Here is a 17,685-nt window from a genome sequence, read left to right as displayed (position 1 = left end):
CACGAGAGGGGTGCGGCCCGGCCGCGTACGGCTTGCGAGGGCGGTTACGCCTCGAACACCTCACGCACCAGCTGCTCCTGCTCGGCCTGGTGCCGCTTCGCGGAACCGACCGCCGGGGACGACCCGTGCGGCCGCGAGATGCGGCGCAGGCGCTCGCCGTGCGGGACGTCCGCGCCGACCGCCAGGTCCAGGTGGTCGATGAGGTTCAGGGCGATGAACGGCCACGCGCCCTGGTTCGCCGGCTCCTCCTGGGCCCACAGGTACTTCTCGGCGTTCGGGTACTTGGCGATCTCGGCCTGGAGCTCGGCACCCGGCAGCGGGTACAGGCGCTCGATGCGGATGATCGCCGTGTCCGTGACACCGCGCTTCTGACGCTCGGCCTCCAGGTCGTAGTAGACCTTGCCCGCGCAGAAGACGACCTTCCGCACGGCCGCCGGGTCGACCGAGGCGTCGCCGATGACCGGGCGGAACTGGCCCGTGGTGAACTCCTCCGCCTTCGCCGCCGCGGCCTTCAGGCGCAGCATCGACTTCGGGGTGAAGACGACCAGCGGCTTGTGGTGCGGGTTGTGCACCTGCCAGCGCAGGAGGTGGAAGTAGTTCGACGGCGACGTCGGCATCGCGACCGTCATGTTGTTCTGGGCGCAGAGCTGGAGGAACCGCTCCGGGCGGGCCGAGGAGTGGTCCGGGCCCTGGCCCTCGTAGCCGTGCGGGAGGAGCAGGGTGACGCCGGACGTCTGGCCCCACTTCTGCTCCGCCGACGAGATGAACTCGTCCACGACCGTCTGGGCGCCGTTGACGAAGTCGCCGAACTGCGCCTCCCACATCACCAGCGACTCGGGGCGGGCCAGCGAGTAGCCGTACTCGAAGCCCATCGCCGCGTACTCGGAGAGCAGGGAGTTGTAGACGTTCAGCCGCGCCTGCTCCTCGGAGAGGTACATCAGCGGGGTGAACTCGTCGCCCGTCTCACGGTCGATGATCACCGCGTGCCGCTGGCCGAAGGTACCGCGCTGGGAGTCCTGGCCGGCGAGCCGGACCGGGACGCCCTCCAGGAGCAGCGAACCGATGGCCAGGGTCTCGCCCATGCCCCAGTCGATCGTGCCGTCCTCGACCATCGACGCCCGGCGCTGGAGCTGCGGCAGCAGACGCGGGTGGACGGTGATGCTGTCCGGGATGTTGACCTGGGACTCGGCGATCCGCTTGACGACCTCCGCGGAGACCGCGGTGTTCACCGCGACCGGGAACTCGGCCTGCGGGTCCGAGGGCTCCACGGAGGCCGGCTGCGCGGTGGCCTCGCGGACCTCCGTGAAGACCTTCTCCAGCTGGCCCTGGTAGTCCTGGAGCGCCTGCTCGGCCTCTTCCAGGGTGATGTCGCCGCGACCGATGAGGGACTCGGTGTAGAGCTTGCGCACCGAGCGCTTCTTGTCGATCAGGTCGTACATCAGCGGCTGGGTGAAGGCCGGGTTGTCCGACTCGTTGTGACCGCGGCGGCGGTAGCAGATGAGGTCGATCACCACGTCCTTGTTGAACGCCTGGCGGAACTCGAAGGCGAGCCGCGCGACGCGGACCACGGCCTCCGGGTCGTCGCCGTTCACGTGGAAGATCGGGGCCTCGATCATGCGGGCCACGTCCGTCGCGTACATCGAGGAACGCGAGGACTCGGGGGCCGCGGTGAAGCCGACCTGGTTGTTGATGACGATGTGGACCGTGCCGCCGGTGCGGTAGCCGCGCAGCTGCGACATGTTCAGGGTCTCGGCCACCACGCCCTGGCCCGCGAAGGCCGCGTCGCCGTGGATCGCCACCGGCAGGACGGTGAAGTCCGTGCCGCCCTTGTTGATGATGTCCTGCTTGGCACGCGCGATGCCCTCCAGGACCGGGTCCACCGCCTCCAGGTGGGAGGGGTTGGCGGCCAGCGAGACCGTGATCTGCTCGCCGTCCAGGCCGGTGAAGGTGCCCTCGGCGCCCAGGTGGTACTTCACGTCGCCGGAGCCGTGCATCGACTTCGGGTCGAGGTTGCCCTCGAACTCGCGGAAGATCTGCGCGTACGACTTGCCGACGATGTTCGCCAGCACGTTCAGCCGGCCGCGGTGGGCCATGCCGATGACGACCTCGTCCAGGCGCGACTCGGCGGCGGAGTCGATGACCGCGTCGAGCAGCGGGATGACGGACTCGCCGCCCTCCAGCGAGAACCGCTTCTGGCCGACGTACTTGGTCTGCAGGAAGGTCTCGAAGGCTTCCGCCGCGTTCAGCCGGCGCAGGATGCGCAGCTGCTCCTCGCGCTCCGGCTTGGTGTGCGGACGCTCGATGCGGTCCTGGATCCACTTGCGCTGCTTGGGGTCCTGGATGTGCATGAACTCGACGCCGGTGGTGCGGCAGTACGAGTCGCGCAGCACGCCGAGGATGTCGCGCAGCTTCATCAGGGACTTGCCGGCGAAGCCGCCGACCGCGAACTCCCGCTCCAGGTCCCACAGGGTGAGGCCGTGCTCGGTGATGTCCAGGTCGGGGTGCTTGCGCTGGCGGTACTCCAGCGGGTCGGTGTCGGCCATGACGTGGCCGCGGACCCGGTAGGAGTGGATCAGCTCGAAGACGCGCGCGGCCTTGGTGACGTCGTCGTCGTGCGACGCGTCGATGTCCTTGAGCCAGCGGACCGGCTCGTAGGGGATGCGCAGGGCCTCGAAGATGTCGTCGTAGAAGCCGCTCTCGCCGAGCAGCAGGTTGGCGACGATGCGCAGGAACTCGCCGGAGGCGGCGCCCTGGATGACCCGGTGGTCGTAGGTCGACGTGAGCGTCATGACCTTCGAGATGCCGAGCTTGTTCAGGGTGTCCTGGGAGGTGCCCTGGAACTCCGCGGGGTAGTCCATGGAGCCGACGCCCATGATGACCGACTGGCCGGGCATCAGACGCGGGACCGAGTGGACGGTGCCGAGGCCGCCGGGGTTGGTCAGGGAGACCGTCACACCGGTGAAGTCGTCCATGCCCAGCTTGCCGTCGCGGGCGCGGCGGACGATGTCCTCGTAGGCCTGCCAGAACTCGAAGAAGTTCAGGGTCTCGGCCTTCTTGATGCCCGCGACCACGAGCTGGCGGTCGCCGTTGGGCTTGACCAGGTCGATGGCGAGGCCGAAGTTGACGTGCTCCGGCTTGACCAGGGTCGGCTTGCCGTCCTTCTCCGCGAAGGAGTAGTTCATCGACGGCATGGCCTTGATGGCCTGCACCATCGCGTAGCCGATCAGGTGCGTGAAGGAGATCTTCCCGCCCCGGGCCCGCTTGAGGTGGTTGTTGATGACGATGCGGTTGTCGAAGAGCAGCTTCACCGGGACCGCGCGCACGGACGTGGCCGTGGGCACCTCCAGCGAGGCGTTCATGTTCTTCGCGACCGCGGCGGCGGGGCCGCGCAGCGTCAGCAGCTCGGGGCCGCCCGCGGCGGGGGCGGCGGGCGCGGCCTTCGCGGCCGGCTTGGCCGCGGCGGGCTTGGCCGGAGCCGGAGCGGCCGAGGCCGGTGCGGCCGGAGCCGGGGCCGCGGCGGGTGCCGGCTGCGGGGCGGCGGGCGCCGGGGCGGGGACCACGGCCGGGGCGGGCGCGGCGGGCGCCGCCGGGGCCGTGGCGGCCGGGGCTCCCGGCTTGTAGTCGGCGAAGAAGTCCCACCAGGCTCGGTCTACCGAGTTCGGGTCCTGGAGGTACTGCTGATAGATCTCGTCGACGAGCCACTCATTGGGACCGAACGCGGCAGCGGGATTCTTGCCCGCTTGGTCGGTGTCGGTCGAGATGCTCGAGTTACTGGGGGACTGTGGCGACACGGCGGCAACCGCCCTCTTCCGCTTCACAAGGTGATGGACAGCGGGAATAAAGGCTACGCCCCCATGGCCGGGAAGGTCAGTCCGGGCCCGTTCATCGTCGCGTAAGTCACATCGGAAACCGTGTTTCGGGCTTGGAAATGGCGGGAAACAAGCGAGGTTCCAGTGTTCCGGGATACGGGTAGCACCAGGCCAGGCGCATGAGAAGCGCGGGCCTTCGCCTGATCACACGTGTCCGTCAGCACCGACGCCCGTGGATCTTGTGGCTCCGAATCGAACCTTACGTCAATTGGACGCGGAAGACAGTCCCGGAAGAGTGACAAGAATCCGGCAGCCCCGCTCGGATTCGGCCACTCCGATCCGGCCCCCGTGCAGATCGACCGCCCAGCGGGCGATGGCGAGCCCCAGACCCGTGCCGCCGTCACTGCCCGGACCGTGCGGCGCGGACACGGCACCCCGGTTGAACCGCTCGAAGACCCGGTGCCACTGCGACCTCGGGATACCGGGCCCCTCGTCCAGCACCTCCAGCTCCAGCGACTCCGGCCGGTCCCCGCGCCGGGCCTTCACGGTGACCCGGCCGTGCGGCGGGCTGTGCTTGACCGCGTTGTCGATGAGATTCGCCACGACCTGGTGGATGCGCTCGGGGTCCGCGTGCGCGGTCAGCTCCGGCGGCGAGACGTCGAGGTGCAGGTGGACGTCGGTGCGGGTGTGCCCGCCGGAGCCGGAGGCGATGCCCGCCCGCGTGGAGGCCACCATGTTGGCCTCCTTCAGCACGCCGGACAGATACGGCCACACCTCGAAACGGCGCTTGCGCAGCGGTACGACGCCGTTGTCGAGGCGGGACAGGTCCATCAGGGTGTCCACCAGCCGGCCGAGGCGCTCCGTCTGTTTGAGCGCGGTGCGCATGGTCTCCGGGTCGGCCTCGGTGACGCCGTCGACGATGTTCTCCAGCACCGCGCGCAGCCCCGCGATGGGGGTGCGCAGCTCGTGCGAGACGTTCGCGACCAGCTCCTTGCGCTGCTGGTCCTGCGCCTCCAGCTCGTCGGCCATGACGTTGATCGCCTCGGCCAGGCCGCCCAGCTCGTCCCGGCGGTTCTCGCGCACCCGGCGCGAGTAGTCGCCGTGCGAGATGGAGCGGGCCACCGCGTTCATCTCGTCCACCGGCGCGGTGAGCGAGTGCGCCACGAACTGCGTGATCAGCAGGGTGGCGATCATCGAGAAGACCGTGATGAAGCGCAGCTCGGTCTTGGTCTGCACGGCGATCACCGACAGACCCGTGGTGATCAGGACCGAGATGACGACCAGCGCGCCCAGCTTGGTCTTGATCGAGAACGGACGTACGCCGCCCCAGGGCTCCCCGGGGTCTCTTCGCGCCGGCCCGTCGCTCATGGCGTCGGTGTCTCCAGCGCGTAGCCCACGCCGTGCACCGTGCGGATCCGCTCGGCGCCGATCTTCCGGCGCAGCGCCTTGATGTGGCTGTCGACGGTCCGGGTGCCGGAGGCGTCAGCCCAGTCCCAGACCTCCGCCAGCAGCTGCTCCCGGGAGAGCACCGCGCGCGGGGTGTTGGCCAGGCACACCAGGAGATCGAACTCGGTGGGCGTCAGGTGGACGTCCTCGCTGCGCACCCGGACCCGGCGCTGGGCGTGGTCGATCTCCAGCTCGCCCAGGCGCAGGATGCCGCTGCGCGGGGTCGAGGCCGCGATCGCGGCCCGCTCCACCCGCCGCAGCAGCACATGCACGCGGGCCGCCAGCTCCCGCATCGAGAACGGCTTGGTCATGTAGTCGTCGGCGCCCACGCCGAGGCCGACCAGCATGTCGGTCTCGTCGTCCCGCGCCGTCAGCATCAGCACCGGCACCGGCCGCGCCGCCTGCACCCGGCGGCAGACCTCCAGGCCGTCGAAGCCCGGCAGCATGATGTCGAGGATCAGCAGGTCGGGCTGCCATGCCTCCGCCGTGTCCACGGCCGACGGTCCGTCGCCCGCGGTCTGCACGAGGAATCCCTCGGCGCGCAGACGGGCCGCGATGGCGTCCACGATGGTCGGGTCGTCCTCGACCACCAGGACCCGGCGCTGTGCGCCCGGGGTCGCCGCCGCCGCGCCGTTGTGGGAGGTGTGTGTCTGCTCCATCGCCCGCCCCTGAAGTTGCTTTCCGGAATCCGTGGGGTGATCCGTCTTGTGCCGCATGCCCGCCCTCGTCCCGCGCAGGCCTGCGATTGACGCTTGAATGATCCGCGCCAAGGCAGCAGCGTACGGGGAGTCACCGCAGCTCGGCTATCCAGGTCGGACGGCGAGGTGGACGACGTCCGGAACGCCCCGGGCAACGGGGATCTCTTCGGTACGCACCTGTTGGAAACCGGCATTCCGCAAGGTTTCTTCGAATTCCGGGGAGGGCTGCGCGGACCACACGGCCAGCACCCCGCCGGGCCGCAACACCCTTGCGCAGCTTGCCAGTCCACCGGCCGAGTACAGGCCGTCGTTGCCCTCCGTGACGGTCCAGTCGGGGCCGTTGTCGATGTCCAGGCAGAGCGCGTCGAACGTGTCGGAAGTCTCATTGACGTACTCGACGAGATCCGCTTCCAGGATCTGCGCGCGCGGGTCCGCCAGGGCCTGTTCCGTGAGGTCGCGCAGGGGCCCCGCGCGGTGCCAGTCGATGATGGCCCGCTCCCGTTCGACGACCGCGATCCGGCCCCAGACGGGGTCGGCCGCGGCGTGTGCGAGCGAGAACCCCACGCCGAGACCGCCGATCAGCAGGTCCGGCCGGCGGCGCCCGTCGAGGGTGTCGCGGGCCGCGTCGACCAGGAGGCGCTCGGAGCGGCCGTCGGAGGTGTCCATCAGGAAGCACCCGTTGGCGATGATCTGGAGCAGCTCCCCGTGCCGCCGCAGCACGACCTCGCCGTGCGGGCCTTCGCGACGGTCCAGGACTTCGGGGATGTCGTACGCAGTGGGCATCCGCTCATCCTGGCAGGTCCGGTGATCGAGGACCGGCGGGTTTCCCAGGGGCCCCGCCGCTTCGGCCCCCGCCCGCGCCCGGGGGCCGGTCGGCGCGCCGCCCGCGCCCCAGGACCGCTCAGGTCACCGCCGCCGTCAGCCGCTTCGCCAGCCCGGGGATGCCGAGCCGCCGTTCCTCCGCGGGGCTCGCCCCGTGCAGCCGGTTGTCGAGCTGGTGCGGGTCGGCGCGCAGGTCGTAGTACTCCCGGAACAGCACCTTCCCGTCGCCCCGGGTCGGGCGGCCGGCGTGGTCGAGGCGGACGCGGTGGTACTCCGTGTACTGCTCCGTCCTGCCGATGAGCGAGCGCCAGCTGTGGATCGGCCGCGGGTCCTGCTGGTTCCACCACCACTGGGCGAGCAGGTGGTCGCGGTCGTTGTCCCGGTCCAGCAGGGAGTGGCCGTCGTGACCGGGATCGGGCGGCAGGCCGGCCGCGTCCAGGAAGGTCGGGGCGATGTCGACCAGGCCGGTGAGCCGGTCGTCGTCGCGGAACGCGCCGAGTCCGCCGGCCGGCCAGGACAGCCGGAACGGCACCTCCAGGGCGGGCCGGTACGGCACCGACTTGCGCAGCCAGCCGTGGTCGCCCCAGCACAGGCCGTGGTCGCTGGTGAACAGCACCAGCGTGTTCTCCAGCTGGCCGAGCGCGCGCAGCTTCGCGCGGAAGTCGTGCATCGCGTCGTCCACCGAGAGCAGAGTGCGCAACTGGCCGGCGCGCAGGTCCCGGCCCTCGGCGAAGGTGTGCCGGGCGGCCCGCAGGAACGGCGGCTTGTCGTCCTTGCCCGTCTCGAAGACCGACGGCCTGCCCTCCCACTCGGGCACCGGGGTGCGGGCGTAGCGCGGCTCGGGGACGTTCACCTCGTGGGCCGAGCGCGTGGCCACGTACGCGAACCAGGGGCGGTCGTCCTGGCGGGAGGCGTCGATGAAGGCCAGCGCGCGGTCCTTGATGACGGTGGTGTTGTAGCCGGGGATGTTCCGGACGGTGCCGTTGTCGTTGTAGTGGCCGTCGACATAGCGCACCGGCTCCTGGAGCAGCCACTCGTCGAAGTGGGGCGGCGGGTCGCCGGTGCGCCAGAAGTTGAGGTACTTGCCGAACAGGCCGGTGCGGTAGCCCGCCTCGCGCAGCCGGCGCTGCACCGTCGTGCGCTGGTCCAGGTAAGAGGGGTGACGGGTGTCCAGGACGCCGTGCCGGTGGGCGTGCCGGCCGGTCATCACCGAGGCCCTCGACGGCGCGCACAGCGGGGTGTTGGCGTGCGCCCGCCCGAACGTGGTGCCGTTGCCGCCGAGCCAGTCCGTCGTACGGTCCAGCGCCCAGTCGGTCTCCTTGGGCTGGTCGTCGGTGAGCACCAGGAGGATGTTGGGCCGGTCGTCGGAGCGTGGGCGCCGGCTCGCGGGCGGGCGCCGGCTCGCCACGGGGGCGGCGGTCCGTGGGTGCCGGCCGGCCGCCGGGGACGCGGTCCGCGTGGGCCCGCCCGCCGGTGCGGACGGCTCGCCGCCGCCGTCCGCCGCGTTGACGGCCAGGGGCACCGCGGCCCCCGCCGCGGCCACCGCCCCGCCCGCGATCAGCGCGCGCCGGGCGGGCCCTCGTGCCTGTGCCTGGCTCATCCTGCCCCCGAGTCCCCGTGGAAGCCCGCGCGTCCGCCCTGGCCGGGGCTCGCAAGCTGTGAGTGAGCTTGCAGTCTGGGGCCGGTTCCTGTGAACCGTGTTGCGGGAGGCGCACGGGAACCCTGCGATCGGTGGATCAAGAGGTCCGCCCGGGAAATGCCGGTTCAGCGGGCCCGGCGAGGTTGATCGCTCACAGCGAACGAGCACCGGGGAACATTCGGCCCCCGCCATGCATTGAGTCGGCATAGCTCAACTTGACTGCCGAAGGGGAGATCATGGCTTCGACGTCCACACCGCTCACCCTGCCTGTGCTGCCGCTCGACGACGAGGTCGTGCTGCCCGGAATGGTGGTCCCGCTGGACCTGAACGACGCCGACGTACGGGCCGCCGTGGAGGCCGCCCAGGTCGCCGCCCGGTCCCAGCCGGGAAAGCCACGGGTGCTGCTGGTCCCGCGCATCGACGGCGCGTACGCGAGCACCGGAGTGCTCGGCACGGTCGAGCAGGTGGGCCGGCTCGCCGACGGCGACCCGGGCGCCCTGATCCGGGCCCGCGACCGGGTGCGGATCGGCGCCGGGACGACCGGGCCCGGCGCGGCCCTGTGGGTCGAGGGCACCCGGATCGAGGACACCGCGCCCGACCCGCTGCCCGGACAGGTCGCCGACCTGGTGAAGGAGTACAAGGCGCTCGCCACCGCCTGGCTGCGCAAGCGCGGCGCCTGGCAGGTCGTGGACCGCGTCCAGGCCATCGACGACGTCTCCGCGCTCGCCGACAACTCCGGCTACTCGCCCTTCCTCACCACCGAACAGAAGGTGGAGCTGCTGGAGACCGCCGACCCGGTCGCCCGGCTGAAGCTCGCCACCCAGCAGCTCCGCGACCACCTCGCCGAGCAGGACGTCGCCGAGACCATCGCCAAGGACGTCCAGGAAGGCGTCGACAAGCAGCAGCGCGAGTTCCTGCTCCGCCGCCAGCTGGAGGCCGTGCGCAAGGAGCTGCGCGAGCTGAACGGCGAGGCGGAGGGCGAGGAGTCCGACGACTACCGCGCCCGCGTCGAGGCCGCCGACCTGCCCGAGAAGGTCCGCGAGGCGGCCCTGAAGGAGGTCGAGAAGCTGGAGCGCTCCAGCGACCAGTCGCCCGAGGGCTCCTGGATCCGCACCTGGCTCGACACCGTCCTCGAACTCCCGTGGAACGAGCGGACCGAGGACCGGTACGACATCCAGGGCGCCAAGGCGGTCCTGGACGCCGAGCACGCCGGACTGCAGGACGTGAAGGAGCGCATCACCGAGTACCTGGCCGTCCGCAAGCGGCGCGGCGAGCGCGGGCTCGGCGTCGTCGGCGGCCGGCGCGGCGGTGCCGTCCTGGCCCTGGTCGGCCCGCCCGGCGTCGGCAAGACCTCGCTGGGGGAGTCCGTCGCCCACGCGATGGGCCGCAAGTTCGTCCGCGTCGCCCTCGGCGGCGTCCGCGACGAGGCGGAGATCCGCGGCCACCGGCGCACCTACGTCGGCGCGCTGCCCGGCCGGATCGTACGGGCCGTCAAGGAGGCCGGTTCGATGAACCCGGTCGTCCTGCTCGACGAGATCGACAAGGTCGGCTCCGACTTCCGCGGCGACCCCGCCGCCGCCCTGCTGGAGGTCCTCGACCCGGCGCAGAACCACACCTTCCGCGACCACTACCTGGAGGTGGAGCTGGACCTGTCGGACGTGGTCTTCCTCGCCACCGCCAACGTCCTGGAAGCCATCCCGGAGGCCCTGCTCGACCGGATGGAGCTGGTCCGCCTGGACGGCTACACCGAGGACGAGAAGGTCGTCATCGCCCGCGACCACCTGCTCCCGCGCCAGCTGGAGCGGGCCGGCCTCAACCCGGACGAGGTCGTCATCGACGAGGGCGCGCTGCGCAGGCTCGCCGGTGAGTACACCCGCGAGGCCGGCGTACGCACCCTGGAGCGCTCCATCGCGCGCCTGCTGCGCAAGGTCGCGGCCCAGCACGAACTGGGGGAGCGGCAGCTGCCGTTCACGGTGACCGACGCGGAACTGCGCGGTCTCATCGGGCGCCCGCACCATGTGCCCGAGTCCGCCCAGGACCCGGCGGAGCGCCGCACCGCGGTACCGGGCGTGGCGACCGGCCTCGCGGTCACCGGAGCCGGCGGGGACGTGCTCTTCGTGGAGGCGTCCCTGGCCGACCCGGAGACGGGCGCGGCGGGCCTGACCCTGACCGGCCAGCTCGGTGACGTGATGAAGGAGAGCGCGCAGATCGCCCTGTCCTTCCTGCGCTCGCACGGCGCCGAACTGGAACTGCCCGTCGCCGACCTGAAGGACCGGGGTGTGCACATCCACTTCCCGGCGGGCGCGGTGCCCAAGGACGGGCCGAGCGCGGGCGTCACGATGACGACCGCCCTCGCCTCGCTCCTGAGCGGACGTCAGGTCCGTACGGACGTGGCGATGACTGGCGAGGTGTCGCTGACCGGACGGGTGCTGCCGATCGGCGGGGTGAAGCAGAAGCTGCTCGCCGCGCACCGGGCGGGGATCACGACCGTCGTCATCCCCAAGCGGAACGAGGCCGACCTGGACGACGTCCCGGCGGAGGTCCTGGAGAAGCTGGACGTGCACCCGGTGACGGACGTCCGCCAGGTGCTCGAACTCGCCCTGGCACCCGCCGGAGTGGAGGTCCCGGTCGCGGCGTGACGGACGCGGCCGGACCACGAGGGCCCGGATCCCCGGTGTGGGGTCCGGGCCCTCGCGCGTGCCCGGGGCGCGGCCCGTTGGTCCGCTGTTGGTCGGCCGTCCGAGAATGTCCGCGTGCCCATGCCGGTCGGACCCGGTGGTGACGTCGAGGACGGGGCCGGGGGTGGCGGAGGGCCGGGAGGCTGCCGTTGGTCTACTCCTGCGAAATACTGACGGCACCGCGGCGATGACGGCATGTGACGGAAACGTTCGGAACTGGAACCGAGGCAGGGGCTGACGTGCGCGAAGAGGGAAACGGCGACGGACGTCGGGTCGGATCGGGGGTGTCCGCCGGGCCGCCCGGACGGGACCTGGAGCAGCCCGAGTTCCTCTCCCTGGAGCGCGAGCTGACCGTGCTGCTGCGCCGGGCCCGGGCCAGCCAGGGCGAGATGGCCCGCGAGGTCCACCCCGACCTGGAGTCCGCCGCGTACGGCCTGCTGATCCGCCTCGACGAGTGCGGACGGCAGCGGGCCACCGAGCTGGCCGCCTACATCGGCGTCGGCAAGGCCACCATGTCCCGCCAGCTGCGCGCCCTGGAGGACCTCGGCCTGGTCGCCCGCGAACCCGACCCCGCCGACGGACGGGCCTGGCTGGTCCACCTCACCGAGGAGGGCCACGGGCGGGTGCGCAGGGTGCGCGAGGCACGGCGGGCGCGGTACGCGCGCCGGCTCTCCGGCTGGGACCCGCGCGAGGTCTCGGAACTGGCCCGACTGCTCAACCAGCTGAACCAGGAGATGGAGGGCTAGGGCCGGGCTGCCCTCAGCCTGCCGTCTCCGCCGTCGGCGGGAACCGGACGAACACCACGGTCGCGTCGTCGTGCGCCTTGCCCCGCAGGGGCAGCGGCCGGGCGGCGTCGGCCACTTCAGGCGTCCGCCCGGGGTCGGCCGCTCCCGAGGTCCGCCCGGGGGCTGCCGCTCCCGGCGTCCGGTCGGCGACGGTCGCTTCCGACGCCCGCCCGGCGTCGGTCGCCTCCCGCCCCCGCCCCGCCTCCCCCCGCTCCAGGTCCCGTACCCGGCTCACGAGGGCCTCGGCGCCCTCCTCGCGTACGACGGCCAGCAGCCCCGCCCAGTCGCCGGCGCCGAACCGCTCCACCCAGCGCGTCGCGCCGTCCGTCAGGGCGGCCAGGGAGCGCACCCCGGAACGGGGCAGGGTCCCGGTCACCGCCCGCCCGGCCACCGCGGGGTCGGCGGCTGCCGTGAAGAAGCCGCCCTCCTTGTTGCGCAGCTCCGCGTCGACGCTCGCCGCCGAGGCGAGGGCGGAGCGGGGCAGACGGGCGAGCCGGTCGTCCAGGTGTGCCGTGACCGTGCCGTCGGGCGACTCCACCAGCAGGGCCGAGTCCGAGAGGACCAGGTACTCGACGGCCGCGGCCGACCAGCGGGCGAGGACCACCGTCGCCTGCGGCGTGCGCGGGTGAGAAAGGTCACAGGTGTCCCGGTGCGCGTCGGCGGTACGCGCCACCGCGGCGGACAGGACCTCGGAGAGAGGAACATCCGGGAGTGAAACGGTCAGTTCGGTCAGCGCGCCCCCGAGCCGCGCGGTGAACCAGGGCACGGAGTGCACACACCCGGTCCCGCCCCGCGGCGGCGTCACCCCGTCCAGCACCACCACCGCGCCGCCCTGTCCGGAGGCGGGCAGGACGACACCGGCGAAGTCCTCGTTGGGGTACGCGGGATCACCGGGCTCCGAGACAAGTTCCGTGCGCATCCGGCCAGTCTGCACGAGCCTTTCACAACGTCCGCCAAAGCCTGCCAACCGTCCCGCAATTGACGCACACCCGCAGGTCAGCCGTCGGATTTGGGCAAGAATGATGCGCTCCGGGCAGGCGTGGCGGCGAATCCTGCCACCGCCCGCCCCGGACGTCCAACCGGCCCGCCGGACCCGCCCGGTGCGAGGGCCACGGAAACTTGCCCGGCAACTCCCCTCCGGGGTTCACTCCTTCGGGTGGCGGGTCTTGTGATGCGAGACCACCGCCCACCGGCACTGGGAGGGTCGGGAAGCGTACCGGGGTGTATGCGCCGATTGACGGAGCGTCACCCGGGTCTCTTGGGTATCACGAGTTCAGGAATGCGAGCACCGGTGCAGAAGACGCGGCCTCGTCGCTCAGGCAAGCGGACCGCCAACGCAGGGGGTCCGGACCACATGCCCGGCAGCACGGAAGGGACCGGCGCCACCTCGGCCGGCAAGGGTCGGCCCACCCATGTGCGCAACAGGCTCATCATCGCGGTGGCCGTCGTGGCCGCCGCCATCGCCGCGGCCGGCGCCCCCTCGATCGTCACCGCCTCCGCGCAGGTGCACGACACCCAGGAGCTGGTGACCCTCTCCGAACAGACCGAGGACGCGCTCACGCTCGCCCACTCGCTCGCCGACGAACGCGACGAGGTCACCTCCTACGTCGCCGCCGGCCGCCCCAAGGCCAAGGCGCCCTCGGAGCAGCGCGGCGCCCGGGTCGACCGGCTGGTCGAGGAACTGCGCGCCAACCCCGACATCCCGGCCTCCCTGCGCACGGATTTGGACGACATCGCGGCCCTGCGCAGAGCGGCGCTCACCGGGAAGAGCACCGCTCTCGAAACGCACAAGGCGTACTCCGCCGCCCTCACCGAACTGCACGGCCTCGCCGAGCGGCTCGCCGAGGACACGCCCCCGCGCGCCGGTGCCGGCGCCCACGCGCTCACCGAGCTGGACACCGCCGTGCAGCAGGCGGCGTCCACCCGCGGTCTGCTGCTCGCCGCGCTCAGCGTCCCGAGCACCACCCAGACCGTCATCGACCCCGTCACGGGGCTGCCGTCCGAGGTCACCACCTCCTCCGACGCCAAGCAGCGCGACGCGCTCACCGCCGCCGCCCAGGAGGCCCGCCTCCGCTCCGACGCGGCCCTCGCCGACTTCCGCGAGACCGCGCCGAAGGAGTCGGTGACCTCCTACGACTCCACCGTGACCGGCCCGGAGGCCGAGGCCGCCGAGAAGTACCTCGCCGCCCTCACCGACCAGCCGACCCTCTCCGCCGGCGAACTCGCCACCGGCGCGAAGAAGCTCGACGACGCGCTCTCCGCCCGCGTCGAGATGATGCGCGGCGCCGAGTCCGCCCTGCACGACCGCCGGACCAAGAACCTGGCCCTGCTGCGGGACGACGACGTCACCGAGCTGGAGATCCGGATCGCGGTCCTCGGCTTCCTGGTGCTGCTCGCCATCGGCGTCGCCACCGGCATGGCCCGCGGCCTCACCCGCCCCCTCGCCGTCCTGCGCCTGGGCTCGGCCCGGCTGGCCGGCGCCGCGGACCCGGCGGCGGAGGAACCGGTCCGGTTCACCGGCCGCAAGGACGAGTTCGCCAAGGTCGTCGACTCGGTCAACGCCCTGCACGCCCAGGCCGTGACCCTCCACGAGCGCGTGGTCACCCTGGAGTCCGACCGCAAGCACCTGGTCGGCCAGCGGCAGAAGATGGCCGACGCCCGCGAGGAACTGCGCACCGAACTGGCCGGCTCGGCCGCCCAGCTGGAGCGCCTGCGCACCAGCATCGGCTCCACCTTCGTCAGCCTCGCCCTGCGCACCCTGGGACTGGTCGAGCGCCAACTGACCGTGATCGAGGGCCTGGAGGAGCGGGAGCAGGACCCGGAGCGGCTGGCCACCCTGTTCAAGCTGGACCACTTCGCCACCGTGATGCGCCGCCACAGCGAGAACCTGCTGGTGCTGGCGGGCACCGAACACGTCCAGCACAGCACGGGCCCGGTCCCGCTGGTGGACGTGGTCCGCGCGGCGGTCAGCGAGATCGAGCGCTACGAGCGGGTCCGTATCGCCGCGCTCCCGCCGCACGCCCACATCGCGGGCTTCGCGGCCGACGACCTCTCCCACCTGCTGGCCGAACTGATGGAGAACGCCACCTCGTTCTCCCCGCCGGACCTTCCGGTGGAGGTCTCCGGCTGGCTCCTGGAGAGCGGCGAGGTGATGCTCTCCGTCCAGGACGAGGGCATCGGCATGACCGAGGACCGGCTCGCCGTCCTCAACACCCGCCTGACCGAACTCGACCCCGACGCCGCCTACGACCACGAGGGCGAACAGGGCCTGGGCCTCGGCCTCTACGTCGTCGCCCGCCTCGCCCACCGCCACGGCATCCGGGTGCAGCTCCGCGAGCAGAAGAAGCAGGGCGGGGTGACGGCGGTGGTGGTCCTGCCCAAGCCGCTGCTCACCGCGGCCCCCTCCGCCGCGGTCCCGGCCACCGGCCCGGTCCCCGGTGGCACCGCCGCCTTCTCCCTGCCGGGCGCCGACGCGGAGGCCAACTCCAACGTCCTGCGCGGCGGCCGGGGCCACGACGACGACCGTCTGGTGGCGCTGGCCGAGCGGGCCGTGCACCGGGCCCAGGAGCGGACCGAGCCCGAGGAGACCCGGCCGCGGCCGACGGAGCCCGAGGCGCGGGCGGCAGCCGGGGCGCCCGAGGCCGCGGTGAATCCCGAGGCCCCGGTGAGTCCCGACGCCGGGACGCCCACGAAGGCGCCCGCGAAAGCCCCCGTCGAGACGCCCGCCGAGACCACCATGGAACTGCTGGTCCCGCTCGCGCAGACACCGGAACCGGCCCCGGAACCGGCTCAGGAGCAGGAGCGGTCCGAGCCGGCCCCCACCGCGGGCCCGGTCTCCATACCCGCCCCCGCCGCCGCTCCGGAAGCCGCCGCTCCGGAAGCCGCCGTGCGCGAGGCCGACGCCCCGCCCGCGACCGGCACCCAGCCCGCGACCGACGCCCGCACGAAGCACCCGCGCGCCGAACCGCGAACCCAGACGCGCCCCGAACCGCCCGCCGAAGAGACACAGCACGAGCGGGCCGAGGACGAACAGCTCACCGACAAGGGCCTGCCCAAGCGGACCCCGAAGATCAGCGCACCCGCGCAGGCACCGAGCCGGCGGACCGGCTCGGTGGACGCCGACGCGCTGCGCCGTCGCCTGGGAGGCTTCCGCCGGGGGGCGGCAGCCGGATACCGCGACGTGGCGGCCGAGATCGCAGAAGAGACGGGTCGCACGACCACGCCCGTCAGTGAACCCGAGGAAGCCATGGGGGGCACCGTCGAGGAGGCAAGCAGTTGACCGCGCCCAGTACCTTCGGACTGAGCAGTGAAGCCCGCAACCTGCACTGGCTGCTGACGAACCTGGTCGAGGAGGTGCCGGGCATCGAGTCGGTCGCCGTGGTCTCCTCCGACGGCCTGCTCCTGCTCTCCTCCGACCAGGGCCGCAACGACGAGGCCCGGGAGAACCGGGCCGCCCGTCCCCGCGGCCCCCGGGGTTCCGCGGCGGACCTCGCCACCGTCGTCTCCGGCATCGGCAGCCTCACCATCGGCGCCGCCCGTCTGATGGACTCCGGCGCGGTGCGCCACACCATGGTCGCCATGGACGAGGGCAGCCTGTTCGTGATGTCCATCAGCGACGGCTCACTGCTCGGCGTCCACGGCTCCGCGGACTGCGACATGAGCGTCGTCGCGTACCACATGGCCCTGTTCGTGGGCCGCGCCGGCCATGTGCTCACCCCCGAACTCCGCAGCGAACTGCGCCAGTCCCTGGAAGCCGAGTCGACCGGGAGCACCCGATGAGCAGCCGCACACCGAAGAAGCTCCCCGTCCGCGGCGGCGACCGCAAACCCGCCCGCGTGCGCCCCTACTCGCTCACCGGCGGCCGTACCCGCTTCGGCCACGTCCTCCTCGTGGAGACGTTCGTCGCGGCGCTGGAGGCCCCCAAGGAGCGCAAGGAGCTGACGAACGGCGGCCTCGCCACCCGGGTGATGCCGGAGATGCGGGCCATCGTCGAACTCTGCCGCCGTATGCGCACGGTGGCCGAGATCGCCGCGCTGCTGAGGATGCCGCTCGGCGTGGTCCGCGTGCTCCTGAGCGACCTCGCGGACCAGGGAAAGATTCGTGTATACGGCACCGGAACCGGCCACGGCACGGGCCGTCCGGACCGGGCGCTGCTGGAAAGGGTGCTGAGTGGACTCCGCCGTCTCTGACGCCGCTCGCGGTGTCTCCCCGCTCCTCGACGACGAGGGGCCCGAACAGCCTTGGCAGACGGAGCGCACCCGCGCCCCCATCGCCACGAAGATAGTCGTGGCGGGCGGGTTCGGCGTCGGCAAGACCACCCTGGTCACCGCCGTCTCGGAGATCACGCCGCTGCAGACCGAGGCGCTGATGACCGAGGCGAGCGAGGAGACCGACGACCTCACCGCCACGCCGCAGAAGCTGACCACCACCGTGGCCATGGACTTCGGCCGCATCACGCTCGACGACGACCTGGTGCTCTACCTGTTCGGCACGCCGGGCCAGCAGCGGTTCTGGTTCATGTGGGACGACCTGGTGCGCGGCGCGATCGGCGCGGTCGTCCTCGCCGACACCCGCCGGCTGAAGGACTGCTTCCCGGCGCTGGACTACTTCGAGAGCTGCGGGCTGCCGTACGTCGTGGCGGTCAACCACTTCGACGGCAGCGAGCGGTTCGAGCCGGCGGACGTGCGGGAGGCGCTCACGATCCCGCCGCACATACCTGTCATGATCATGGACGCGCGGCGCAAGATCTCGGCGATCGAGACCCTCCTGGCCCTCGTGGGCCACGCGCTCGACGAAACCCCCGAGTAG

General features: G+C 72.2%; 11 protein-coding genes and 1 pseudogene. 6 read left to right on the top strand and 6 right to left on the bottom strand.

All coding sequences use genetic code 11. The features are described from left to right. Nucleotides 1–44 precede the first annotated feature (44 nt). The 5 genes from ABT296_RS04690 to ABT296_RS04670 all read right to left on the bottom strand — a co-directional run bounded on the left by ABT296_RS04690 (nt 45) and on the right by ABT296_RS04670 (nt 8,375). Nucleotides 45–3,791 (bottom strand): multifunctional oxoglutarate decarboxylase/oxoglutarate dehydrogenase thiamine pyrophosphate-binding subunit/dihydrolipoyllysine-residue succinyltransferase subunit, encoded by a 3,747-nt coding sequence (locus tag ABT296_RS04690; RefSeq protein ID WP_351923182.1) that lies wholly within the window; start codon nt 3,789–3,791, stop codon nt 45–47. A gap of 282 nt (nt 3,792–4,073) precedes the next feature. Then, nucleotides 4,074–5,177 carry a sensor histidine kinase gene (locus tag ABT296_RS04685; protein WP_351923180.1) on the bottom strand — a complete coding sequence of 368 codons (1,104 nt, stop codon included), beginning with the start codon at nt 5,175–5,177 and terminating at the stop codon, nt 4,074–4,076. Further along, the gene (locus tag ABT296_RS04680) at nt 5,174–5,914 is read right to left on the bottom strand and encodes a response regulator transcription factor (RefSeq protein ID WP_351923178.1); all 741 of its coding nucleotides are present in this window, start codon (nt 5,912–5,914) and stop codon (nt 5,174–5,176) included. The genes ABT296_RS04685 and ABT296_RS04680 overlap by 4 nt, the downstream gene beginning before the upstream one ends. A 144-nt stretch (nt 5,915–6,058) precedes the next feature. After that, nucleotides 6,059–6,736, bottom strand: a complete 678-nt coding sequence (locus ABT296_RS04675) for a spermine/spermidine synthase domain-containing protein (protein WP_351923176.1) — start codon at nt 6,734–6,736, stop codon at nt 6,059–6,061. A gap of 118 nt (nt 6,737–6,854) precedes the next feature. Further along, complete coding sequence (locus tag ABT296_RS04670) at nt 6,855–8,375, bottom strand: sulfatase family protein (protein ID WP_351923174.1); 1,521 nt, start codon at nt 8,373–8,375, stop codon at nt 6,855–6,857. 275 nt (nt 8,376–8,650) lie between these two features. Between ABT296_RS04670 and lon the strand changes: the two genes are divergently transcribed. Continuing rightward, nucleotides 8,651–11,053, top strand: a complete 2,403-nt coding sequence (gene lon / locus ABT296_RS04665; protein WP_351923172.1) for an endopeptidase La — start codon at nt 8,651–8,653, stop codon at nt 11,051–11,053. 278 nt (nt 11,054–11,331) lie between these two features. Further along, on the top strand, nt 11,332–11,838 hold the full coding sequence (locus tag ABT296_RS04660; RefSeq protein WP_351923170.1) for a MarR family winged helix-turn-helix transcriptional regulator: 507 nt from the start codon (nt 11,332–11,334) through the stop codon (nt 11,836–11,838). A gap of 226 nt (nt 11,839–12,064) precedes the next feature. On the opposite strand, the pseudogene ABT296_RS04655 reads toward ABT296_RS04660, so the two are convergent. After that, nucleotides 12,065–12,796, bottom strand: a pseudogene (locus ABT296_RS04655) (hypothetical protein); the annotation flags it as partial. Nucleotides 12,797–13,168: 372 nt separating this feature from the next. Between ABT296_RS04655 and ABT296_RS04650 the strand changes: the two are divergent. Genes ABT296_RS04650 through ABT296_RS04635 form a run of 4 tightly spaced genes read left to right on the top strand, consistent with a single transcriptional unit; the run spans nt 13,169 to nt 17,685 of the window. Further along, on the top strand, nt 13,169–16,156 hold the full coding sequence (locus ABT296_RS04650; protein WP_502977175.1) for a sensor histidine kinase: 2,988 nt from the start codon (nt 13,169–13,171) through the stop codon (nt 16,154–16,156). Next, on the top strand, nt 16,153–16,656 hold the full coding sequence (locus ABT296_RS04645) for a roadblock/LC7 domain-containing protein (protein WP_351923166.1): 504 nt from the start codon (nt 16,153–16,155) through the stop codon (nt 16,654–16,656). The genes ABT296_RS04650 and ABT296_RS04645 overlap by 4 nt, the downstream gene beginning before the upstream one ends. Continuing rightward, nucleotides 16,653–17,066, top strand: coding sequence for a DUF742 domain-containing protein (locus tag ABT296_RS04640; protein ID WP_351923164.1), 414 nt, complete (start codon nt 16,653–16,655; stop codon nt 17,064–17,066). Before ABT296_RS04645 ends, ABT296_RS04640 begins: the two co-directional genes overlap by 4 nt. Next, nucleotides 17,047–17,685, top strand: coding sequence for a GTP-binding protein (locus tag ABT296_RS04635; RefSeq protein ID WP_351923162.1), 639 nt, complete (start codon nt 17,047–17,049; stop codon nt 17,683–17,685). The genes ABT296_RS04640 and ABT296_RS04635 overlap by 20 nt, the downstream gene beginning before the upstream one ends.

It is taken from the genome of Streptomyces sp. NPDC000983 (assembly GCF_040299205.1).
Classification (GTDB): Bacteria; Actinomycetota; Actinomycetes; order Streptomycetales; family Streptomycetaceae; genus Streptomyces.
This window is presented reverse-complemented; position numbering and strand designations above follow the sequence as displayed.